Annotated in this window: 17 protein-coding genes; 9 read left to right on the top strand and 8 right to left on the bottom strand. The window is 67.7% G+C overall.

The window, feature by feature from the left end; genetic code table 11:
- Positions 1-210: 210 nt before the first annotated feature.
- Positions 211-1689 (bottom strand): replicative DNA helicase, encoded by a 1479-nt coding sequence (gene dnaB / locus ACIOGX_RS13725; protein WP_129767308.1) that lies wholly within the window; start codon positions 1687-1689, stop codon positions 211-213.
- 422 nt (positions 1690-2111) lie between these two features.
- On the opposite strand from dnaB, the gene ACIOGX_RS13720 reads away from it, so the two are divergent.
- Entirely contained in the window at positions 2112-3449 is a 1338-nt protein-coding gene (locus ACIOGX_RS13720) for an MATE family efflux transporter (protein WP_401912847.1), read from the top strand.
- A 142-nt stretch (positions 3450-3591) separates the two neighbouring features.
- Here ACIOGX_RS13720 and rplI read toward each other — a convergent pair whose 3' ends face one another.
- The 4 genes from rplI to rpsF form a co-directional block, all read right to left on the bottom strand.
- On the bottom strand, positions 3592-4038 hold the full coding sequence (rplI, locus tag ACIOGX_RS13715) for a 50S ribosomal protein L9 (RefSeq protein WP_030354350.1): 447 nt from the start codon (positions 4036-4038) through the stop codon (positions 3592-3594).
- Positions 4039-4056: 18 nt separating this feature from the next.
- A complete protein-coding gene (gene rpsR, locus ACIOGX_RS13710) occupies positions 4057-4293 on the bottom strand; it encodes a 30S ribosomal protein S18 (RefSeq protein ID WP_003967857.1) in 237 nt (78 codons plus the stop codon).
- A gap of 43 nt (positions 4294-4336) precedes the next feature.
- Positions 4337-4930: a single-stranded DNA-binding protein gene (locus tag ACIOGX_RS13705; RefSeq protein WP_249951482.1), complete on the bottom strand. Its 594-nt coding sequence runs from the start codon at positions 4928-4930 to the stop codon at positions 4337-4339.
- Positions 4931-5004: 74 nt separating this feature from the next.
- Positions 5005-5295: a 30S ribosomal protein S6 gene (gene rpsF, locus ACIOGX_RS13700; RefSeq protein WP_006604399.1), complete on the bottom strand. Its 291-nt coding sequence runs from the start codon at positions 5293-5295 to the stop codon at positions 5005-5007.
- Between the two features lie 271 nt (positions 5296-5566).
- On the opposite strand from rpsF, the gene ACIOGX_RS13695 reads away from it, so the two are divergent.
- The 3 genes from ACIOGX_RS13695 to ACIOGX_RS13685 all read left to right on the top strand — a co-directional run bounded on the left by ACIOGX_RS13695 (position 5567) and on the right by ACIOGX_RS13685 (position 8271).
- Positions 5567-5881, top strand: coding sequence for a hypothetical protein (locus ACIOGX_RS13695; protein ID WP_356508956.1), 315 nt, complete (start codon positions 5567-5569; stop codon positions 5879-5881).
- Between the two features lie 111 nt (positions 5882-5992).
- A complete protein-coding gene (locus tag ACIOGX_RS13690; RefSeq protein ID WP_129767305.1) occupies positions 5993-7111 on the top strand; it encodes a peptidoglycan bridge formation glycyltransferase FemA/FemB family protein in 1119 nt (372 codons plus the stop codon).
- A 128-nt stretch (positions 7112-7239) separates the two neighbouring features.
- Positions 7240-8271 (top strand): alanine racemase, encoded by a 1032-nt coding sequence (locus ACIOGX_RS13685; RefSeq protein ID WP_356508954.1) that lies wholly within the window; start codon positions 7240-7242, stop codon positions 8269-8271.
- Between the two features lie 132 nt (positions 8272-8403).
- On the opposite strand, the gene ACIOGX_RS13680 is transcribed toward ACIOGX_RS13685, so the two are convergent.
- A complete protein-coding gene (locus ACIOGX_RS13680; RefSeq protein WP_356508952.1) occupies positions 8404-9894 on the bottom strand; it encodes a glycosyltransferase 87 family protein in 1491 nt (496 codons plus the stop codon).
- 138 nt (positions 9895-10032) lie between these two features.
- Positions 10033-12660, bottom strand: coding sequence for a transglycosylase domain-containing protein (locus tag ACIOGX_RS13675; protein WP_401912842.1), 2628 nt, complete (start codon positions 12658-12660; stop codon positions 10033-10035).
- Positions 12661-13028: 368 nt separating this feature from the next.
- On the opposite strand from ACIOGX_RS13675, the gene ACIOGX_RS13670 reads away from it, so the two are divergent.
- The 3 genes from ACIOGX_RS13670 (at position 13029) to ACIOGX_RS13660 (ending at position 16257) form a co-directional block, all read left to right on the top strand.
- The gene (locus tag ACIOGX_RS13670) at positions 13029-13745 is read left to right on the top strand and encodes a helix-turn-helix transcriptional regulator (RefSeq protein ID WP_356508948.1); all 717 of its coding nucleotides are present in this window, start codon (positions 13029-13031) and stop codon (positions 13743-13745) included.
- Positions 13746-13805: 60 nt separating this feature from the next.
- Complete coding sequence (locus ACIOGX_RS13665) at positions 13806-14888, top strand: inositol-3-phosphate synthase (RefSeq protein WP_030354358.1); 1083 nt, start codon at positions 13806-13808, stop codon at positions 14886-14888.
- Between the two features lie 97 nt (positions 14889-14985).
- A complete protein-coding gene (locus tag ACIOGX_RS13660) occupies positions 14986-16257 on the top strand; it encodes an MFS transporter (RefSeq protein WP_401912838.1) in 1272 nt (423 codons plus the stop codon).
- 62 nt (positions 16258-16319) lie between these two features.
- Here ACIOGX_RS13660 and ACIOGX_RS13655 read toward each other — a convergent pair whose 3' ends face one another.
- Positions 16320-17786 (bottom strand): CCA tRNA nucleotidyltransferase, encoded by a 1467-nt coding sequence (locus ACIOGX_RS13655; RefSeq protein ID WP_401912835.1) that lies wholly within the window; start codon positions 17784-17786, stop codon positions 16320-16322.
- A 211-nt stretch (positions 17787-17997) separates the two neighbouring features.
- Here ACIOGX_RS13655 and ACIOGX_RS13650 point away from each other — a divergent pair, with 211 nt between their 5' ends.
- On the top strand, positions 17998-20367 hold the full coding sequence (locus ACIOGX_RS13650) for a DUF6049 family protein (protein ID WP_401912832.1): 2370 nt from the start codon (positions 17998-18000) through the stop codon (positions 20365-20367).
- A gap of 45 nt (positions 20368-20412) precedes the next feature.
- On the top strand, positions 20413-22551 hold the full coding sequence (gene murJ / locus ACIOGX_RS13645; RefSeq protein ID WP_356508940.1) for a murein biosynthesis integral membrane protein MurJ: 2139 nt from the start codon (positions 20413-20415) through the stop codon (positions 22549-22551).

Genomic DNA, 22551 nt, shown 5'->3' with positions numbered 1-22551 from the left:
GCCGCTTCCATGTGATCTGCGGTGACTCGCGCTGGCCGACGTCGATCCAGCAGTACCAGCGTGACGTCGCGGTGGACCGGGTCCGGTATCCGATGCTCATCGCGTCGTCCCCACCCCGCTGCGCTCCGGACTGTCTCCCGGTATGGCCGCCCGGTCGGAGAGATCCGAGAGAAGAGATCCAGGAGAACTGAGCGCCTATGGCGGCCCGGCTCAGGTCTGGGCCATGTCCACGAAGCGCGAGTAGTGGCCCTGGAACGCCACCGTGATCGTCGCCGTCGGGCCATTACGGTGCTTGGCCACGATCAGGTCGGCCTCTCCCGCGCGCGGCGACTCCTTCTCGTACGCGTCCTCGCGGTGCAACAGGATGACCATGTCCGCGTCCTGCTCGATCGAACCCGACTCACGCAGGTCGGAGACCATCGGCTTCTTGTCCGTACGCTGCTCCGGACCACGGTTCAGCTGCGACAGCGCGATGACGGGCAGCTCCAGCTCCTTGGCCAGCAGCTTCAGGTTTCGCGACATGTCCGAGACCTCCTGCTGACGGCTCTCGGCCCGCTTCGAACCACCTGACTGCATCAGCTGCAGATAGTCGATGATCACCAGCTTCAGCTCGTTCCGCTGCTTCAGCCGCCGGCACTTGGCCCGGATCTCCATCATCGAGAGGTTCGGCGAATCATCGATATAGAGCGGAGCCTGCGAGACATCCGGCATACGACGAGCCAACCGGGTCCAGTCCTCGTCCGTCATCGTGCCCGATCGCATATGGTGCAGCGCCACCCGTGCCTCCGCCGACAGCAGACGCATCGCGATCTCATTGCGCCCCATTTCGAGCGAGAAGATCACACTCGGCAGATTGTTCTTGATCGACGCGGCCCGCGCGAAGTCCAGAGCGAGCGTGGACTTACCCATGGCGGGACGGGCCGCGATGACGATCATCTGGCCGGGATGCAGCCCGTTCGTGAGGGAGTCGAAGTCCGTGAAGCCGGTCGGCACACCGGTCATCTCGCCGCTGCGCGAGCCGATCGCCTCGATCTCGTCGAGCGCGCCCTCCATGATGTCGCCGAGCGGCAGATAGTCCTCACTGGTCCGCTGCTCGGTGACGGCATAGATCTCGGCCTGGGCGGAGTTGACGATCTCGTCCACATCGCCGTCGGCCGCGTATCCCATCTGCGTGATCTTCGTGCCGGCCTCGACAAGCCGCCGAAGCACCGCCCGCTCATGGACGATCTCCGCGTAGTACGAGGCGTTGGCCGCCGTGGGCACCGACTGGACCAGCGTGTGCAGATACGACGGCCCTCCGACACGGGTGATCTCACCCCGCTTGGTCAGCTCGGCCGCCACCGTGATCGGGTCGGCCGGCTCCCCCTTGGCGTAGAGGTCGAGGATCGCCTGGAAGACGGTCTCGTGCGCGGGGCGGTAGAAGTCATGCCCCTTGATGATCTCCACCACGTCGGCGATGGCGTCCTTGGACAGCAGCATGCCGCCGAGAACCGACTGCTCGGCGTCGAGGTCCTGTGGCGGCACCCGTTCGAACCCGGGAGACCCGCCGTCCCATGCGCCCCCGTCCCGGCCGCGCTCGTGCTGCTCCTCGCGGCCCCGGCCCTCACCACGGCGCTGCCGGGAGACAGGCAGACGGTCACTGGGACCGGCGTCGGTCCAGGGGTCGTCCAATGGCTCGGGAATGCTCACCGGCCACCTCCTCACGTCCGCTCAGCGGACCTCGCCGTGCCACTCTTTCTACGGCACGACACTGACAAAACGAGAGGCCTGACTCCGGTTCCGGCGCGTCGGACGCCGGTCCACGGTAGGCCCGCGGGCACCGTCAGCCAATCTGGTTATCCACAGGCCATGTGGACGACCGATCAGATGCTGTGGAGAACCCCGGCGAACCTGTGCACGGACCGGGGGACAGCACTGTGGACAAACTCATAGCAACCCCGCCGAACCCACTCTGAGCTGGGGTTTTTCCGTCCACCGGCTGTGGGGGAGAAAAACTTTCCCGACTGGGCCAAGATCAGAACAAACGGCACACAGCCGAGCCTTCACCGGGCGGCTCGGTAAGGATCCCTGATAGCTTGCAGCACTTACCTGTGGAAGATTAGATTGAGCGCATGACAAAGGCTCCCGCGATATCCAGGACTGCCCCGCGACGCCACGATCGCGAGATCATCGCCCTCGCCGTTCCCGCCTTCGGCGCCCTCGTCGCCGAGCCGCTCTTCGTGATGGTGGACAGCGCGATCGTCGGCCATCTCGGCACCCCCCAACTCGCCGGACTGGCGATCGCGGCGGCCCTGCTGACGACCGCGGTGAGCATCTTCGTCTTTCTCGCCTACGCCACCACCGCGGCCGTGGCCCGGCGGGTCGGCGCCGGCGATCTCCAGGCCGCCATACGCCAGGGCATGGACGGCATCTGGCTCGCTCTTCTGCTCGGTGCGGCGGTCATCGCCGTCACGCTGCCGGCCGCTCCCTGGCTCATCGGTCTGTTCGGGGCATCGGACACGGCCGCCCCATTCGCGGTCACCTATCTGCGGATCTCCAGTCTCGGTATCCCCGCCATGCTGGTCGTGCTGGCCGCCACCGGCGTGCTGCGCGGGCTCCAGGACACCCGGACACCGCTGTACGTCGCCATCGGCGGGTTCGGTGCCAACGCGGTGCTCAATGTCGTGCTCGTCTACGGTGCCGGTCTCGGGATCGCCGGTTCCGCCTGGGGGACGGTACTGGCCCAGTGCGCCATGGCGGCCGTCTATCTGATCGTGGTGGTCCGGGGAGCGCGCCGGCACGGCGCGTCGTTGCGTCCCGACGCGGCGGGGATACGGGCGAGCGCCCAGGCCGGCGGGCCGTTGCTGATTCGTACGCTGTCGCTGCGCGCGGTCCTGATGATCGCCACGGCGGTCGCCGCGCGGCTGGGGGACGCGGATGTCGCGGCCCATCAGATCATTCTGTCGTTGTGGAGCCTGATGGCTTTCGCGCTCGACGCGATCGCCATCGCGGGACAGGCGATCATCGGCCGCTATCTGGGGGCGGGGGACACTCAGGGCGCCCGGGATGTCTGCCGTCGCATGGTGCAGTGGGGGGTCGCGGCGGGCGTGCTGCTCGGCGTTCTGATCGTGGCGGCGCGTCCGCTGTTCATTCCGCTGTTCACCGGTGACCAGGTGGTCCGGGACACGCTGCTGCCTGCCCTGCTGGTGGTGGCCGTCACGCAGCCGATCTCGGGGATCGTCTTCGTGCTGGACGGTGTACTGATGGGCGCCGGGGACGGCCCGTATCTGGCGGGAGCGATGCTGGTGACGCTGGCGGTCTTCGCCCCGGTCGCCCTGCTCGTCCCCGCCTGGGGCGGCGGCCTGACGGCCCTGTGGTGGACGATGGGACTGATGATGGCGGTCCGCATGCTGACCCTCTGGCTGCGTACCCGGTCGGGCCACTGGCTGGTCACGGGCGCCACCCGCTGACGGGCGAGCGCAGTCCACGTTTCACGTGAAACATGCACAGTCCCGGGCCCAGAGGAAGCAGGGTCGGGAAGAGCGAGCGAGAGGGCCGCACCCCCAGGGGATGCGGCCCTCTCCTTGCACTGCGTACTGCTGAGCGCTCTGCTCAGGCGGCGATGACCTCGACGCCGAGCTTCGCGGCGACCTCGGGGTGCAGCCGGACGGACACCTGGTGCGAGCCCAGGGTCTTGATCGGCGAACCGAGCTCGATGCGGCGCTTGTCGACCTCCGGGCCACCGGCGGACTTGATCGCCGAGGCGAGGTCGGCCGGGGTGACGGAGCCGAAGAGGCGGCCGGCGTCGCCGGAGCGAACGGCCAGACGCACCTTCACGCCTTCGAGGCGGGCCTTGATCTCGTTGGCCTGCTCGATGGTGGCGATCTCGTGGATCTTGCGGGCGCGGCGGATCTGCGCCACGTCCTTCTCGCCGCCCTTGGTCCAGCGGATCGCGAAACCGCGCGGGACCAGGTAGTTGCGAGCGTATCCGTCCTTGACGTCGACGACGTCGCCGGCGGCACCGAGGCCTGAGACCTCGTGGGTGAGGATGATCTTCATGATTCGGTCACCCTTCCCTTATCGCGCGGTGGACGTGTAGGGCAGCAGCGCCATCTCACGGCTGTTCTTGACTGCCGTGGCGACGTCACGCTGGTGCTGCGTGCAGTTGCCGGTGACGCGGCGGGCACGGATCTTGCCGCGGTCGGAAATGAACTTCCGCAGCATGTTCGTGTCCTTGTAGTCCACGTACTGGGTCTTGTCCTTGCAGAATGCGCAGACCTTCTTCTTAGGCTTGCGCACAGGCGGCTTCGCCATGGTGTTTCTCCTGTGTGATCAAGAAGTGGGGTGCGAGCCCGCCCTAGAAGGGCGGCTCGTCCGAGTAGCCGCCGCCGGAGCTTCCGCCCCAGCCGCCTCCATTGCCCCCGCCGCTCTGCGGCTGCTGCTGGCCGCCGCCGGCCGGCGCGCTGGTGGCCCACGGGTCGTCGGCGGGTGCTCCGCCGCCGCCCTGCTGGCCACCACCACCGGGGCCGCCGCCCCAGTTTCCGCCGCCCTGCTGGCCGCCGCCGTAGCCGCCCTGGCCACCACGGCCGGTGGTCTTGGTGACCTTGGCCGTGGCGTTCTTGAGACTGGGGCCGACTTCCTCGACATCCAGCTCGTAGACCGTGCGCTTGACGCCCTCGCGGTCCTCGTAGGACCGCTGCTTCAGCCGGCCCTGCACGACGACGCGCATGCCTCGCTGGAGCGACTCGGCGACGTTCTCCGCCGCCTGACGCCAGACCGAGCAGGTCAGGAAGAGGCTTTCGCCGTCCTTCCACTCATTGGTCTGACGGTCGAAGGTGCGGGGAGTGGACGCGACGCGGAACTTCGCGACCGCCGCACCGGACGGGGTGAAGCGCAGCTCGGGGTCGTCGACGAGATTGCCGACGACCGTGATGACGGTCTCGCCTGCCATGGGTGAACCTCTCGGCGGGGATTGCTTCTGGCTGCTTGCTGCTGCTCGGACCCGATGACCTCTGAGCTAGGAGCTCAGTGGGTCTCGGGACGGAGGACCTTGGTCCGGAGGACCGACTCGTTCAGGTTCATCTGTCGGTCGAGCTCCTTGACGACTGCGGGCTCGGCCTGCAGGTCGATGACCGAGTAGATGCCCTCGGGCTTCTTCTTGATCTCGTAAGAGAGACGACGACGGCCCCAGGTGTCGACCTTCTCGACCTTTCCGTTGCCCTCACGGACGACGGAGAGGAAGTTCTCGATCAGCGGGGAGACAGCGCGCTCCTCGAGATCGGGGTCGAGGATGACCATCACCTCGTAGTGACGCATGTAAAACCCACCTCCTTTGGACTCAGCGGCCACGGTCGTTCCGTGGCAGGAGGGTCGTGATGCGTAAGCAACGGTATCCGCCGCCACTGACAATCCTGCTCGCTGGGCGAGGGGATCGTTTTCTGGCGTGGGCAGACACCGGCGCAGACCGTACAGACTACTCACAGACCGGCTTCCGGTTGAAATCCGGCCGCCTGCGGACGCAATCTGTACACATCGGGTGTGCGCGGCGCTACGATGCGCCGCCTCCGGCAAGGCCAGGAGGTGCCAGATGGCACAGGCAATGCGACCGAACTCCGCCACTTCTCTGTTCTCCACGGACGGCAAGCGTCATCCACTCCAGGACACCCTGGTCGCGGTGACGCTGACGCTGGGCGTGCTCGCCTTCGTCTCGGCTTTCTTCCACAACCTGCATCTGCTCAGTTCGTGGGCGGGGCTGGTGGGGATCCTGACGGGCGCGTACGGGCAGTTCATCTCCGTGACGACGCGTGAACGGTTCCTGACGATCCTCGGACTCGGCGCCTCGGCGGTCGGGTTCTTCCTCGGAATGGCGCATGGCGGACTGTTCGGTGGGGTCCTCGGATAGCCGGACGCTCCGCCCACAGCCAGACGGGGCGCTCCATCGGCGCAGTAGGCTTCGGCGCGAGAGCCGGAGCCCCTGTATCGATGGGGACACACCTGCCGAGGAGCGCCCCGCATGAGCCTGACCCTGAGGACCATCAGTCGAGAGCAGCATCTGGCGTATATCCAGAGTCTGCCGGCGGCGAGTCACTGCCAGGTCCCGGCATGGGCTGACGTCAAGACGGAGTGGCGTTCGGAGAACCTGGGCTGGTTCGACAAGAACGACCAACTGGTCGGTGCGGGTCTGGTGCTCTACCGTCAGCTGCCGAAGATCAAGCGGTATCTGGCGTATCTGCCCGAGGGGCCGGTGCTGAACTGGTACGCCCCGAATCTGGACGAGTGGTTGCAGCCGATGCTGGCGCATCTGAAGCATCAGGGCGCCTTCTCGGTGAAGATGGGTCCGCCCGTGGTGATCCGCCGGTGGAACGCGGGTGCCATCAAGTCGGGCATCCAGGATCCGGATGTGAAGCGTCTGCGGGACGTCGAGGCGACGCATATCGAGCCGCGCGCGTTCGAGGTGTCCGACCGGCTGCGCAAGATGGGCTGGCAGCAGGGGGAGGACGGCGGCGCGGGCTTTGGTGATGTGCAGCCGCGTTATGTCTTCCAGGTGCCGTTGGCGAACCGGTCGCTGGACGATGTCCTCAAGGGCTTCAACCAGTTGTGGCGCCGCAATATCAAGAAGGCCGAGAAGGCCGGCGTCGATGTGGTGCAGGGCAGCTACGAGGATCTCGGTGAGTGGCAGCGGCTGTACGAGATCACGGCCGAGCGGGATCATTTCCGGCCGCGCCCGCTCTCGTACTTCCAGCGCATGTGGACGGTGCTGAACAACGAGGATCCGAACCGTATGCGGCTGTATTTCGCCCGTCACGAGGGTGAGAATGTCGCGGCGGCGACCATGCTGATCGTCGGCGGTCATGTCTGGTACTCGTACGGCGCGTCGGCCAATCACAAGCGTGAGGTCCGTCCCTCGAACGCGATGCAGTGGCGGATGCTGCGTGACGCGTACGCGATGGGGGCGACGGTCTACGACCTGCGCGGGATCTCCGACTCGCTCGACGAGACGGATCATCTCTTCGGCCTGATCCAGTTCAAGGTGGGTACCGGCGGCGAGGCCGTCGAGTACATCGGTGAGTGGGACTTCCCGCTCAACAAACTGCTGCACAAGGCGCTCGACATCTATATGTCGCGCCGCTGACGGCGGCCGCTCGTTTCCTTCTCCCCCCTTCTTTTCCTCTCCTCTTCTTTTCCTCTCCTCCCTCGTCCTTCCCCTCGTTCATTCATCTCTTCGATTCACCGCAGCCGAGAGAAAGGTTCCGGACCGGCATGGCGCTCTCCCTCTACGTCGACACCGCGCGCTGGCGGGCGCACCAGAAGTCGGTCATCGAGCAGTTCCCGGGGGTTGTCCCGGTCTGCAAGGGCAATGGCTACGGCTTCGGTCATGAGCGTCTCGCGGACGAGACCACGCGCTTCGGCTCCGACATGCTGGCTGTCGGAACCATCTACGAGGCGGCCAGGATCAAGGACTGGTTCAGCGGTGATCTGCTGGTTCTCACGCCGTTCCGGCGGGGTGAGGAGCCGGTGCCGCTGCCCGACCGCGTGGTGCGTTCGGTCTCGTCCGTCGATGGTGTGTACGCGCTGGTGGGCGCTCGTGTGGTCATCGAGTGCATGAGCTCCATGAAGCGCCATGGCGTGAAGGAGGAGGAGCTCGGCCAGTTGCACGCGGCCATAGAGGATGTGCGGCTGGAGGGCTTCGCCCTGCACCTTCCGCTGGACCGTACGGACGGTTCCGACGCGGTGGAGGAGGTCATCGCGTGGATGGACCGGCTGCGTGCGGCACGGCTTCCGTTGCACTCGATGTTCGTGAGTCATCTGCGCGCCGCGGAGCTGGCCAGGTTGCAGCAGCAGTTCCCGCAGACCCGTTTCCGGGCTCGTATCGGTACGCGGCTGTGGCTGGGGGATCATGACGCGACCGAGTACCGGGGCTCTGTGCTGGACGTCACCCGCGTCTCCAAGGGAGACCGGTTCGGCTACCGCCAGCAGAAGGTCGCTTCCGACGGCTGGCTGGTGGTCGTCGCCGGGGGGACGTCTCACGGGGTGGGTCTGGAGGCTCCGAAGGCGCTGCACGGCGTGATGCCGCGTGCGAAGGGTGTCGCGCGGGCGGGTCTGGCCACGGTGAACCGTAATCTGTCGCCGTTCGTCTGGGACGGGAAGCAGCGCTGGTTCGCCGAGCCGCCGCATATGCAGGTGTCGATCCTGTTCGTGCCGTCGGACGCGCAGGAGCCCAAGGTCGGGGATGAGCTGGTGGCGCATCTGCGGCACACGACGACGCAGTTCGACCGTCTCGTCGACCGCTGAGGCGGAGCCGACCGCTGAGCGGGACGTCATCTGAAAGGCCGCGGAGCGCTCCAAGGGGCGCTCCGCGGCCTTTTGGGACGATGAGGGCGGTGGAGACACCCCTCGGGCGGCCCTTGCGGGCTGACGGGCGGCTCAGGCCGCTCCTGGGGGCCGTACTCCCCATTCGACCCGGGGCGCCTCCACCGACTGGGCGGCGTGCTGTGTCGGCCGGGCCGCCCCGCCGAGTACGAACCTGTCCTCCGCGCGGTCCAGAACGCCGCCGGACGGGTCGTCGGAGCCGTCGGTGCGCACGCCGTCCTTCTCGGGCATCAGGATGTCCCGTACGACGAGTCCGCACAGGTACAGCGTCCCCAGCAGATGCAGGGCGATGGCGAGCTGGTAGCCCTCGGTGGGCAGGCCCTTGTGGGCGTCTCCGCTCGTCGTGTAGGCGAGGTACATCCAGATGCCCAGGAAGTACATGACCTCGCAGGCCTGCCAGATGAGGAAGTCGCGCCAGCGCGGCCGGGCGAGGGCCGCCAGCGGGACGAGCCACAGGACGTACTGCGGTGAGTAGACCTTGTTGGTGAGGATGAAGGCGGCGACGACGAGGAAGGCGAGCTGGGCGAAGCGCGGCCGGCGGGGGGCTGTCAGGGCGAGCGTCGCGATGCCCGCGCACGCCAGGAGCATCAGCAGCATCGCGTAGTTGTTGACGGTGCCGACGTCCAGGGACTTGCCTGTGCGCTGCGTGATGATCAGCCAGAAGGAGCCGAAGTCGACCTGGCGCTCCTGGCTGAAGGTGTAGAACTTCTTCCATCCTTCGGGCGCCAGCATCATGACCGGCAGGTTCACCGCCAGCCACGCGGCGGCAGCGCCGAGGACCGCCGTTCCGTACTCGCGGAATCTCCCGGCCCGCCAGCACAGCAGGAGGAGTGGTCCCAGGAGGAGCACGGGGTAGAGCTTGGCGGCGGTGGCGAGGCCGATGAGGACGCCGAACGCCAGGGCGCGGCCCCGCGACCACATCAGCATCGCGGCGGCGGTGAGCGCCACGGCCAGCAGGTCCCAGTTGATGGTGGCGGTGAGCGCGAAGGCGGGCGCCAGGGCGACCAGCAGGGCGTCCCAGGGGCGGCGGCGGTGAGTGCGGGCGACGCAGACGGCGATGACCGCGGCGCAGATCATCAGCATTCCCGCGTTGACCATCCAGTACATCTGCTCGCGGTACTGCAAGGAGCCGCCCGGTGTGAGCCAGGAGGCGACCTCCATGAAGAGGCCCGTCAGTACGGGGTATTCCAGGTACTCCATGTCGCCGCCGAGGCGGTCGAAGTACGGCACCAGGTTGTCGGAGAAGCCCCGCCCCAGGAAGAGGTGCGGGATGTCCGAGTAGCAGGCGTGGGTGTACTGCGAGCTGGCGCCGCGGAACCAGGCCCAGTCGTAACAGGGCATCTTCTGCGCCATGCCCAGCGCAAACATGCCGAGCGCCACGAGGGAGACGACGCGTACGGGGGTGAGTCGGCTGCTGCCGAACCGGGCCCAGCGCCCGACCGGGCCGCCGATCAGCTCACTGCCGGCCGCGGCGATCTCGTCGCGCCGCGTGGGCGGCACGTCCGGCCGGTCCTGGTCCACGGTGGTCTCTTCTGCGCTGGGCATGGCCCCCATCCTGCCGTACGCCGCCAGGAACACGGCGAGGGCCGCCGCACCGTACACGTACGCGAGTCGGTACGTGCCGGTGCGGCGGCCCTCGTGACGGGTTCCGTGGAGGCGGTCAGCCTCCCGGGCCCGCGGCGGTCAGCTTTCGGGGCCTCCGAAGATGCCTCCGTTGTTGTCGTTGCTCTCGCCGGGCCCGGGTGACGAGCTGGTTTCTCCGCCGGGCCCGCCGTTGCCGCCATTACCCCCGTTGCCTCCGTTACCGCCGTTGCCGCCGGGCCCGCCGTCGGTGCAGCCGAACGGCAGGTCGCAGGATTCCGAGGAGGACGGCGTGTCGGACGGGGTCTCGGACGGGGTCTCGCTCGGCGTCTCGGACGGGGTCTCGCTGGGCGTCTCGGACGGCGTCTCGCTCGGCGTCGGGGACGGGGACGCACCTCCGCCGTACCAGGCCTCTCCGATGGGCTCGGGCTCGGGGAACTTCACGGCCGGCTGCCCCTTGAGCGCCTCCGCCATGTAGTCGTGCCAGATCTCCGAGGGGAACGAGGCACCGTGGATCTTTGCCTGGTCACCCGTGCCGAACATCTTCAGGAACTCGCGGTTCTTGTTCGTCGCGTCGTCGTCCATCCGGTACATGTCGATGGCGGTCGACAGCTGCGGGGTGTAGCCCACGAACCAGGCGGACTTGTTCCCGTCGGTGGTGCCGGTCTTGCCGGCCACCTCGCGCCCCGGGAGCTGGGCATTCGTACCGGTGCCCTTCTCCACGACGGTCTTCAGCACGTCCGTGACGTTGTCCGCGACAGCCGGCTGGAATGCCCTCTTCTCGTTGCCCTCATGCTCGTAGACGGTTTTGCCGCTCCGGAGCACTTTGGTGACGGAGTAGGGGTCGCGCTGCTTGCCGCTGGAGGCGAACGTGCCGTAGGCGCCGGCCATCCGGATGGCGCTGGGGTCGGAGATGCCGATCGAGAAGGACGGCACGTTCGACTGGGAGAGGGAGCTGTTCAGAAGCCCGGCCTTGATGGCGGCGTCACGCACCTGGGGGATGCCTACGTCCATGCCCAGCTGCACGAACGGCGAGTTGGCCGACTCCTGCATGGCGTAGCGCAGATCGATGGGCCCGTAGGACTTGTCGCCATCGTTGACCTGCAGCCACTCCTTGTCTTCCTCGTTGGTCCAGATCGAACCGTCATAGTTCTTGATCTTCAGCTTGTTGTCGCCGTTGTAGATGGTCTTGTCCGGCGAGATGGGGGTACGGGTGCCGTCGGCCGGATCGCGGACGCCGTCCTCCATCGCCGCGGCCAGGACGAACGGCTTGAAGGTCGATCCGACCTGCGCACCGGTCTGGTCGGCGTTGTTGGTGAAGTGCTTGGTGGCGTCCTGGCCGCCGTAGATGGCGACGATCTTGCCGGTAGCGGGCTCGACGGAGGCGCCGCCGAACTGAACGTGTGTGTCGGTCTTCGGGCGCTTCTTGGGGTCGATGTTGGCGTCGTAGACCTTCGTGACGGCCTTGGTCAGCTGCTCGACCTTCTTCTTGTTGAAGGTCGTGTGGATCTCGAACCCGCCTCTGGAGAGGTCGTCCGCCGTGATGCCCTGTGTGTTGTTGTTGACGAAGTACGCCTTGGCGAGGTCGACCAGGTAGCCGATCTGTCCGCCCTGCGCGGTGTTCTTCTTGACTCCGTCCGGCGTCGGGAACTTGGTGTATTTGGCCCGCTCGGCCGCCTCGAGGTGGCCGTCCTTGACCATCTCGTCGAGGATCCAGGCCCAGCGCTTGGTGGCTCTCTCCGTGTTCGCCGCCGCGGTGGCCCTCGGGTCGATGGAGGTCTGGCCGGCCGGATCGTAGTACGTCGCGCCCTTGAGGAGCGTGGCCAGGAGCGCGCACTCACTGGCGTTCAGATCAGACGCGTCCTTGCCGTAGTACGTACGGGCGGCGGCCTGGATACCGAAGGCGCCTCGACCGTAGTAGGAGGTGTTGAGATAGCCCTCCATGATCGCGGGCTTCTTCATCTCGGTGCCGACCTTCATGGAGATGAAGAGCTCTTTGAACTTGCGGCTCAGGGTCTGGCTCTGGTCGCCCAGCCGGGCGTTCTTGACGTACTGCTGGGTGATGGTGGAGCCACCCTGCGTGTTGCCGCCCTTGGCCATGTTGACCAGAGCGCGGGCGATACCCATCGGGTCGACACCCGAGTCGTCCCTGAAAGTCTTGTTCTCGGCCGAGATCACCGCGTTCTGCATCTCACCGGGGATCTTCTCGATCGGGATGATCTGCCGGTTGACCTCACCGCCGGTGGCGACCATCTGGGTGTTGTCGTCCCAGTAATAGACGTTGTTCTCGGCCTTCGAGGCGAGATTGGGGTCCGGCACCTCCACCACGGCGTACGCGATGGTCCCGGCGGCCAGGATGGAGCCGACGAAGGCGATGCCGAGTCCGGTGGTCTGCTTCCAGGACGGCACCCAGCGCCGCCAGCCGTACTTGCCCTGGCGCGGGTAGTCGATCAGCCGCTTCTTGTACGGCTCACCACGGCCGCGGCCGGATCCGCCACGTCGGGCGCCTCCATCGTCCCCCCCACGCCTGCGGCCACCGCGCTGGGCGGCTCGTCTGGCCGCGGCGCGGCCGCCGTAGGGCTGCTCCTCCTCGTACGAATCGGAGGGTGAGGCCGAAACGGCTTCTCGGGACGGGGCCGCGCGGCGGCCGGACGCCTGCTGGGCTGCACGCCTGGCCGCGGCACGACCGCCCCCCTGCGACTGCGGCGGTTTGCGACGGTGCTCGCTCATCGAACGACTACTCCTCGGGCAGGCGCGGACGCCTGGAAGCGGCAGTTGGGTTCCGGTCCCCCGAAATGAATACGGACCGGCCCGGCATGGGGCTCATCCGATATGCATCCGGTAAGCCGACAGTCTTGACGCTTACCGACGCCAATCGGTTCCCGGTGGTCTGCATGCCGCACAGACTACGCACGGTCAAAACCCCCCGAGAGCTGAAGTTCACCCTAAATCAGGCAAGTTGCTTCCTGAGAATTGGTGATGTGACGCCGTTCACCATGGCCCCTCTTGTCGCGACCTCCACTCCGTTCTATCGTCGGGATGTATCGAGTCGATACATCAGTACGGCATAAGAGTCCGGACAGCGAAGGAGGCGACGGGTGAGCAGACGCTCGGGCATCCTTGAGTTCGCTGTCCTCGGTCTGCTCCGCGAGTCCCCTATGCACGGCTATGAGCTGCGGAAACGGCTCAATACATCGCTGGGGATCTTCCGCGCCTTCAGTTACGGGACGCTCTACCCCTGCCTCAAGACGCTGGTCGCCAACGGCTGGTTGATCGAGGAGCCGGGGAGCGCTCCGGAGGACGCGCTCGCCGCTTCGCTGGCGGGGCGCCGCGCCAAGATCGTCTATCGGCTGACGGCGGAAGGTAAGGAGCACTTCGAGGAGCTGCTGTCCCACACCGGTCCCGACGCCTGGGAGGACGAGCACTTCGCTGCTCGGTTCGCCTTCTTCGGGCAGACGGAGCGCGAGGTGCGGATGCGGGTGCTGGAGGGCCGCCGCAGCAGGCTGGAGGAGCGTCTGGAGAAGATGCGCGCCTCCCTGGCCCGTACCCGCGAGCGCCTCGACGACTACACGCTGGAGCTCCAGCGGCACGGCATGGAGTCCGTGGAGCGCGAGGTGCGCTGGCTGAACGAGCTCATCGAAAGCGAGCGGGCGGGACGGGACCAGAGACGGTCCGGCCCCGGGAGCCCCGCTGAGCAGGAAGACACATCGGGAGAAGCGGACGGCCTGCCCCGGCACCGGGATGTCGCGTCTTCCGGGGGCACGCCCCCGGGACATCCAGGCCCGCCGGATCCGTCCGCGGACACCACCAAGTGAGGTCCTGCATCTCCGCAGGGTTTCATCACGAACACTGACATCACACAGGGAGCAACCGGAATGGGTTCGGTACGCGTAGCCATCGTCGGCGTGGGCAACTGCGCCGCCTCACTGGTGCAGGGCGTCGAGTACTACAAGGACGCCGACCCGGCGGGCAAGGTACCGGGGCTGATGCATGTCCAGTTCGGCGAGTACCACGTGCGGGACATCGAGTTCGTGGCCGCCTTCGACGTAGACGCGAAGAAGGTCGGCCTCGACCTCGCGGACGCCATCGGCGCCAGCGAGAACAACACCATCAAGATCTGCGACGTTCCGTCCTCGGGCGTCACCGTCCAGCGCGGCCACACCCTCGACGGTCTGGGCAAGTACTACCGCCAGACGATCGAGGAGTCCCCCGAGGCGCCGGCGGACATCGTCCAGACCCTCAAGGACAAGCAGGTCGACGTCCTGGTCTGCTACCTGCCCGTGGGTTCCGACGACGCCGCGAAGTACTACGCGCAGTGCGCCATCGACGCCAAGGTCGCCTTCGTCAACGCCCTCCCGGTCTTCATCGCCGGCACGAAGGAGTGGGCGGACAAGTTCACCGAGGCCGGTGTCCCGATCGTCGGTGACGACATCAAGTCGCAGGTCGGCGCTACGATCACGCACCGCGTCATGGCGAAGCTCTTCGAGGACCGGGGCGTTGTCCTGGACCGCACGATGCAGCTGAACGTCGGCGGGAACATGGACTTCAAGAACATGCTCGAGCGTGAGCGCCTGGAGTCCAAGAAGATCTCGAAGACGCAGGCCGTCACCTCCCAGATCCCCGACCGTGACCTGGGTGCCGACAACGTCCACATCGGCCCGTCGGACTATGTCGCCTGGCTCGACGACCGCAAGTGGGCGTACGTCCGCCTTGAGGGCCGCGCCTTCGGTGACGTCCCGCTGAACCTGGAGTACAAGCTGGAGGTCTGGGACTCCCCGAACTCCGCGGGTGTCATCATCGACGCCGTCCGCGCCGCGAAGATCGCCAAGGACCGCGGCATCGGCGGCCCGATCCTCTCCGCGTCCTCGTACTTCATGAAGTCGCCGCCGGTCCAGTACTTCGACGACCAGGCCCGCGAGAACGTCGAGAAGTTCATCGCCGGCGAGGTCGAGCGCTAGAGCGCGGCCTCCCCGCCACCACGAGAAGGGTCCCCGGACTGCTGGTCCGGCGACCCTTCTCGTGTGTACCGGAGCCGCGTGTGTGACGCTGGCTCACATGCCTGTCGTGCGTGATCTGCGTGTGCTCCTGCGCCTCGGAAACTTCCGCCGACTGCTGGCGGTCCGGCTGCTCTCCCAGGCCGCCGACGGCGTCTTCCAGGTGGCGCTCGCCACATACGTCGTCTTCTCCCCGGAGAAACAGACCTCGCCCGGCGCGATCGCCTCCGCGATGGCCGTACTCCTGCTGCCGTATTCACTGGTCGGCCCGTTCGCCGGGGTGCTGCTGGACCGCTGGCAGCGCCGCCAGGTCTTTCTGTACGGGAATCTGCTGCGGGCTCTTCTCGCGGCCTGTACGGCGGTACTGCTCGTGGCCTCCGTGCCCGACTGGCTCTTCTACATCGCGGCGCTGTCCGTGACCGCCGTCAACCGGTTCGTTCTCGCGGGGCTCTCGGCCGCCCTGCCGCATGTGGTCGACGATGAGCGGCTCGTCGTCGCGAACTCCCTCTCCCCGACCGCCGGAACGCTCGCCGCGACCGTGGGCGGCGGACTCGCCTTCGTCGTACGGCTGACGGTCGCGGACTCCGACGCCGCCGTGGTGCTGCTGGGCGCCGCGCTCTATCTCTGCGGGGCGCTCACCTCGCTCCTGATGTCGCGCGAGCTGCTGGGGCCCGGAGAGCCGTCGCGGGGCCGGCCCCGGCTGAGGACCGCCCTGTCCTCCAGCGCGCGCGGACTCGCGGACGGAGTACGGCATCTCGCGGAGCGACGGTCCGCGGCCGGTGCGCTGGCCGCCATGACGGTGATGCGCTTCTGCTACGGGGCGCTGACAGTGATGGTGCTGATGCTCTGCAGATACGCCTGGACGGAGCGTGAGGCCGACGGGCTCGCACTGCTCGGACTGACCGTCGCCATCTCCGGGGCGGGATTCTTCGCCGCCGCGGTCCTCACGCCCTGGGCGGTGGGACGGCTCGGCACGTACGGGTGGATGGCACTGTGCGCGGGAGCGGCGGCCGTCCTGGAGCCGGCCTTGGGGCTGACCTTCGCGCCCACACCCATCCTGGCCGCCGCCTTCATCCTCGGCCTGATCACTCAGGGAGCGAAGATCGCCACGGACACGGTGGTGCAGACGGCGGTCGACGACGACTTCCGCGGCCGGGTCTTCTCCCTTTACGACGTCCTCTTCAATGTCGCCTTCGTCGGCGCGGCGGGGGTGGCCGCGCTGATGCTGCCGCGGGATGGCCGCTCCGTACCGCTCGTGGCGACGGTGGCCGTGCTCTATCTGGGCGTGGCCGCGGCTCTGACGTACAGAGCGCGGGGGCGATGTTTCACGTGAAACATCGCCCCCGAAGCATCACGCGCGGGTCATGTTTCACGTGAAACATGACCCGCGCCGGTTCAGTTCTGCGTGGCCCACCACTCCTTGAGGGCGGCGACAGCCGTGTCGTGCTCCATGGGACCGTTCTCCAGCCGCAGCTCCAGCAGGAACGTGTACGCGGCGCCGATCACCGGTCCGGGGCCGACACCCAGGGTCTCCATGATCTGGTTGCCGTCCAGATCGGGCCTGATGGCGTCCAGCTCCTCCTTCTCCTGGAGCTGGACGATGCGCTCCTCCAGGCCGTCATAGGCCCGGGAGAGAGCGTTCGCCTTGCGCTTGTTGCGCGTGGTGCAGTCCGAGCGGGTCAGTTTGTGGAGCCGGTCGAGCAGGGGCCCGGCGTCGCGTACGTAGCGCCGCACCGCCGAGTCGGTCCACTCGCCCGTTCCGTAGCCGTGGAAGCGCAGGTGCAGCTCCACCAGCCGGGAGACATCCCTCACCATCTCGTTGGAGTACTTGAGCGCGGTCATGCGCTTCTTGGTCAGCTTCGCGCCCACCACCTCGTGGTGGTGGAAGGAGACCCGGCCGTCCTTCTCGAAGCGGCGCGTCCGGGGCTTGCCGATGTCGTGCAGCAGTGCGGCCAGCCGCAGCACCAGGTCCGGCCCGTTCTCCTCCAGGTCGATGGCCTGCTCCAGGACGGTCAGCGAGTGCTCGTAGACATCCTTGTGCCGGTGGTGCTCATCGCTCTCCAGGCGCAACTCGGGCAGCTCGGGCAGCACGCGGTCGGCGAGCCCGGTGTCGACGAGCAGCGCCAGGCCCTTGCGCGGGTGGCCGGAGAGGATCAGTTTGTTCAGCTCGTCCCGTACGCGTTCGGCGGAGACGATCTCGATACGGCCGGACATGTCCTTCATGGCCGCGACCACTTCCGGGGCCACCTCGAAGTCCAGCTGCGCGGCGAACCGTGCGGCCCGCAACATCCGCAGGGGATCGTCGGAGAAGGACTCCTGGGGGGTGCCGGGGGTCCGCAGCACCTGCGCGGAGAGGTCTTCCAGCCCGCCGTGGGGATCGATGAACTCCTTCTGCGGCAGCGCGACGGCCATCGCGTTCACCGTGAAGTCCCGGCGCACGAGGTCGTCCTCGATGGAGTCGCCGTAGGACACCTCGGGTTTCCGTGATGTCCGGTCGTAGGCCTCCGAGCGGTACGTCGTCACCTCGATCTGGAAGCGCTGATCGGCGTCTCCGACACGGGCATCCTTCTGGACACCGACCGTGCCGAAGGCGATCCCCACTTCCCACACCGAATCCGCCCAAGGCCTGACGATCTTCAGAACGTCCTCGGGCCGGGCATCGGTCGTGAAGTCCAGGTCGTTGCCGAGCCGGCCGAGAAGGGCGTCCCTGACCGAGCCGCCGACGAGGGCGAGGGTGAATCCGGCATCCTGGAACCGGCGGGCGAGGTCGTCGGCGACGGGGGACACCCGTAGCAGTTCGCTGACCGCGCGGCGCTGCACCTGACTGAGGGCACGGGGATTGTCTTCATTGGCTTTCGGCACAACAGAAAAGGGTACGTGCCGCGGCCCCCGCGGGCGCTCCCGTTTCGGCCCTCCCCGCCTCGATGCGGAGGTTTCCGGTGGCTCATGAGATTCTTCCGATCATGTGGAGCAGTCCCCAGCACTTCGCCACAGCGCACATCGTTACCATGCGTGGACGCGACAATTGACAACCACCAACGGCAACCGACGATGACGAGGGACGGGCGAGCGCGTGGCGGAGGCGGCAGACTTCCAGGGGATGGGTCATTCTCCTGCCCGCCGGTGGCTGCGGCGCACAGCCTCCGTGCTCGCCGGAGCGCCGCTCCTGGCGGGTCTGCTGGCCGGGACGGCGGCGCCCGCGGCCCAAGCCGCTCCGACGGCCGCCGGCTCCCGTGCGGTCCATGTGTCGATCGACACACTGACCCCCAGTGCACCGGTGAAGGGCGACACGCTCACCGTCTCGGGGACGGTGACCAACGAGGGCAAGAACACCATCAGCGACGCGCAGGTCGATCTGCGCGTGGGCCCGCGGATGTACGGCAGGACGGCCATCGATGACGCCGCCGAGCGCACCAGCACCTCGGGCGATGTGGCTCCGATCGGCGGCAAGTACAAGGTCACCATCCCGAGGCTCGATGTCGGCATCTCCCAGGACTTCGCGCTCTCGGTACCGGTCAGCAAGCTCGGGCTCGGCCAGGACGGTGTCTATCAGCTCGGTGTCTCACTGACCGGAAAGACCTCGTCCGCGCCGTACGACCAGGTGCTGGGCATCCAGCGCACGTTCCTTCCCTGGCAGCCGGACGCGACGGAGGAGAAGACACAGCTCAGCGTCCTCTGGCCACTGATCTCGTCCACGCGCCTGTCCGCGGAGACCGGCTCGGACGATCAGCAGACCCCCGTCTTCGAGAACGACGACCTGGCCGCGGAGCTGGCCCCCGGCGGCCGGCTTGAGCAGTTGGTCTCCCTCGGCAGTCAGCTTCCCGTCACCTGGGTGATCGACCCCGATCTGCTCGCCACCGCCGACGCCATGACCAAGGACTACCGGGTCAGAAGCGGGGACACGACCGTCCCCGGCAAGAACCAGGCCGTTGCCACCAAGTGGCTCGACTCCCTGGAGAAGGCGGTGACGGGCGGCGCCAAGGTGGTCGCACTGCCGTTCGCCGACCCGGACCTGGCGTCGCTGGCCCACCGCGGCAAGGACGTCTCCGGAGCGCTCAGCCATCTACAGCCCGCCACGGATGTGGCCGGGAAGACCGTGGAGACCATCCTCCATGTGAAGCCGTCCGTCGACTTCGCCTGGCCCGTGGACGGTGCGATCGATCCCTCGATCGTCGATGTCGCGACCTCGGCGGGTGCCCACGAGATCATCACCCGCAGCGACAGCCTCCAGGACAACCTGCCGTACACCCCCACCGCGGCACGGCCGATCGGTGGCGGCACGACAGCCGTCGTCGCCGACACCCGGCTCTCCACCGCCTTCCAGGGGGATATGTCGAAGGCGGGCACGTCCACCCTCGCGGTCCAGAGGTTCCTCGCCCAGTCGCTGGCCGTGACGCTTCAGAACCCGGAGAACCAGCGCAGTATCGTCGTCGCTCCCCAGCGGATGCCGAGCGCCGCCCAGGCGCAGTCGATGGCGCGTGCCCTACGAGGCCTGGACTCCGAGCGCTGGACCGAGCCGTCCGATCTCATCGCGGCGGCGGCGGCCACACCCGACTCGGACGCCACCACCAAGGTGCCCGGCTCTTCGCGGTACCCGAAGAAGCTTCGGGACCAGGAGCTGTCGACCGAGGTCTTCCTGAACATCAAGGAGACACAGGAGCGGCTCGACAACTTCAAGGCCATCCTCAGCGCTCCGGACCGGGTGGCCGCGCCTTTCGGCAACGCGATCGGCCGGGCGATGTCGACCTCGTGGCGCGGGGAGCCGGACGAGGCCGAGCAGTACCGCCACACGGTGGAGGACTATCTGGTGGGCCTCACCACCGAGGTCCAGCTCATCCCGAAGTCCGTGCTGACGTTGTCGGGGCGCAGTGCGACGATCCCGGTGACCGTCCAGAACCAGCTGTTGCAGGGCGTCCAGAATCTGGTACTGCGCCTGAAGTCCGACAACCCGACGCGGCTCAAGCTGGACGGCGACCGTGCGGTCGCGGAGCGGCCGATCAAGATCGACGGCGGGCACAGCCAGTCGGTGAAGTTCACCGGGGCGGGCAATGCCAACGGCCCGGTGCAGGTGACCGCCCAGCTCTACACGGTGGACGGCACGCCGTACGGCAGCCCGATGACGTTCCAGGTCAAGGTCTCCGAGATCACCCCCACCGTGATGCTCGTCATCGCCGGCGGTGTGCTGCTTCTCGTCCTCGCAGGGGTCAAGATGTACAGCCAGCGCAAGCGCGCGGTGGCCCGTAAGGCAGCCGCTGAGGACACGGACGGCGGAGACGACGGCGCGGACGGCATCGACACGGACGGGAAGGCGCGGGACACGCAGAGCACGGACGGCGCGCGGGCCCCTGAGGACACAGATCCCGGGCAGCCGAGTGACCCGACACCGGACACCGGTCCGGAAAGCGCGGACGCGTCGGGCGCGGGTGAGAAAGTGGACCGTTGAGCGATGTCGTGGCCGGTCGGCCGGGGACGATGAGGTGGGGTAACCATGAACGCGCCGTACGACGGTGACCGTGGGCAGGGCGCGGGTGGCGACCCGGCGGGCCGGATTCCGCCCACTCCGCAGCCTGCCCAGGATCCCTATGTCCAGGATGCCTACAACCGGGACCCCTACTGGTCACAGGATCTCTCCGCGCAGGATCCGGTGACGGAGGCGCTGTACGACCGCGCCTCACATCCGCCGCCGCCTCCCGGCACCTATCCGGAGGCCCACCAGCTCTACCAGCAGCCGCCCACCCCGCAGAACGCGCCCGACCCCCGGGTATGGGCCCAGACCCCGGCGCCCGAGCCCTCCGGGCCCATGCGCCATCTCCCGTACGGGGAAGACCCGCGAACCACCCAGTTCACCGGCCTCGACGACCTGGTCTCCCGCGCAGGCGACGAAGACTCCCATCCGGACGCGTTCGCCCATCTCTACCGCGACCAGCAGGGCTCGGGCCAGGTACTGACCGCGCCGGAGCCCGAAGCAGCACCCGCACCGCCGCCCAAGAAGTCAGGAGGCAAGGCCGCCGGGCTCCTCAAGTCCAGTGCCCTGATGGCCGCGGGCACCCTGGTCTCCCGGCTCACCGGCTTCGTACGAAGCCTGGTGATCACCGCCGCGCTGGGCGCGGCCCTGCTCGGTGACTCCTTCACCGTGGCGTACACGCTGCCGACGATGATCTACATCCTCACCGTCGGGGGCGGCCTCAACTCCGTGTTCGTCCCGCAGCTCGTGCGGGCGATGAAGAACGACGACGACGGTGGCGTGGCCTATGCCAACCGGCTGCTGACCCTCGTCATGGTGGCGCTCGGCGCGATCGTGGCCCTCGCCGTGTTCGGGGCACCGTGGCTGGTGCGTCTGATGTCCGACCCGATCGCCAGCGACGCGGCCGCCAACAACGTCGCCGTCACCTTCGCCCGCTACTGCCTGCCCACGATCTTCTTCATGGGTGTGCATGTGGTGATGGGCCAGATCCTGAACGCGCGCGGGAAGTTCGGCGCGATGATGTGGACTCCGGTCCTCAACAACATCGTCATGATCACCACGTTCGGTCTGTTCATCTGGGTGTACGGCACCGCCGCCGACTCGGGCATGACCGTGCAGACGATCCCGCCGGACGGCGTGCGGCTACTGGGCATCGGTACGCTGCTCGGTCTGGTCGTCCAGGCGCTCGCGATGATCCCCTACCTCCGGGAGACCGGTTTCCGGTTCCGCCCGCGCTTCGACTGGAAGGGCCACGGCCTCGGCAAGACGGTCAAACTGGCCAAGTGGACGGTGCTCTTCGTCCTCGCCAACCAGGCCGGGGTCCTGGTCGTCACCCAGCTCGCCACCGCCGCCGGCGTCGCCTCCGGCAAGGACGGCACGGGCATCCTCGCCTACAGCAACGCCCAGCTGATCTGGGGCATGCCGCAGGCCATCATCACCGTCTCCGTCATGGCCGCCCTGCTGCCCAGGATCTCCCGCGCCGCCCACGACGGCGACCCGGGCGCCGTACGCGACGACATCTCCCAGGGACTGCGCAACTCGGCGGTCGCCATCGTGCCGATCGCCTTCGGTTTCCTCGCACTGGGCGTCCCGCTGTCGATCCTGATGTTCTCGTCCAGCGGCCTGGAATCGGCACGCTCCATGGGCTTCATCCTGATGGCGTTCGCCCTCGGACTCATCCCGTACTCCGTGCAATACGTCGTCCTGCGCGGCTTCTACGCCTACGAGGACACCAGGACGCCCTTCTACAACACCGTGATCGTCGCCGCGGTCAACGCCGCCGCCTCCGGCGTCTCGTTCGTGCTCCTGCCCTCCCGCTGGGCCGTCGTCGGCATGGCCGCCTCCTACGGCCTCGCCTACGCGGTCGGTGTCGGTGTCGCCTGGCGCAGGCTGCGGAACCGGCTGGGCGGCGATCTGGACGGTGGCCGCGTCCTGCGTACGTACGCCCGGCTCTGCCTGGCGGCCGTCCCCGGAGCCCTCGCGGCCGGTGCGATCGCCTACGCCGTCCTGAACGCTCTGGGCAGCAGCGCCCTCAGCTCGCTGGTGGCACTGCTCGGCGGCGGTCTCGCCCTGCTGGCCCTCTTCTTCGTCGCGGCGAAGAAGATGCGGATCGAAGAGATGAACGCCATGGTCGGCATGGTGCGCGGACGCCTCGGACGGTAA

The sequence above is a fragment of the Streptomyces sp. NPDC088147 genome (assembly GCF_044741565.1).
GTDB lineage: Bacteria > Actinomycetota > Actinomycetes > Streptomycetales > Streptomycetaceae > Streptomyces.
Note: the sequence above shows the minus strand (reverse complement) of the source record. Positions and strands in the feature narration are given on the sequence as shown.

Bases quoted from the DNA above. Each gene is read 5' to 3' on its own strand.
- ACIOGX_RS13665 (WP_030354358.1), top strand. From the start codon at position 13,806: ATGGGTTCGGTACGCGTAGCCATCGTCGGCGTGGGCAACTGCGCCGCC.
- ACIOGX_RS13720 (WP_401912847.1), top strand. From the start codon at position 2,112: ATGACAAAGGCTCCCGCGATATCCAGGACTGCCCCGCGACGCCACGAT.
- rpsR (WP_003967857.1), bottom strand. From the start codon at position 4,293: ATGGCGAAGCCGCCTGTGCGCAAGCCTAAGAAGAAGGTCTGCGCATTC.
- ACIOGX_RS13675 (WP_401912842.1), bottom strand. From the start codon at position 12,660: ATGAGCGAGCACCGTCGCAAACCGCCGCAGTCGCAGGGGGGCGGTCGT.
- murJ (WP_356508940.1), top strand. From the start codon at position 20,413: ATGAACGCGCCGTACGACGGTGACCGTGGGCAGGGCGCGGGTGGCGAC.
- rpsF (WP_006604399.1), bottom strand. From the start codon at position 5,295: ATGCGTCACTACGAGGTGATGGTCATCCTCGACCCCGATCTCGAGGAG.
- ACIOGX_RS13685 (WP_356508954.1), top strand. From the start codon at position 7,240: ATGGCGCTCTCCCTCTACGTCGACACCGCGCGCTGGCGGGCGCACCAG.
- ACIOGX_RS13690 (WP_129767305.1), top strand. From the start codon at position 5,993: ATGAGCCTGACCCTGAGGACCATCAGTCGAGAGCAGCATCTGGCGTAT.
- ACIOGX_RS13705 (WP_249951482.1), bottom strand. From the start codon at position 4,930: ATGGCAGGCGAGACCGTCATCACGGTCGTCGGCAATCTCGTCGACGAC.
- ACIOGX_RS13660 (WP_401912838.1), top strand. From the start codon at position 14,986: ATGCCTGTCGTGCGTGATCTGCGTGTGCTCCTGCGCCTCGGAAACTTC.
- ACIOGX_RS13680 (WP_356508952.1), bottom strand. From the start codon at position 9,894: ATGCCCAGCGCAGAAGAGACCACCGTGGACCAGGACCGGCCGGACGTG.
- ACIOGX_RS13695 (WP_356508956.1), top strand. From the start codon at position 5,567: ATGGCACAGGCAATGCGACCGAACTCCGCCACTTCTCTGTTCTCCACG.
- rplI (WP_030354350.1), bottom strand. From the start codon at position 4,038: ATGAAGATCATCCTCACCCACGAGGTCTCAGGCCTCGGTGCCGCCGGC.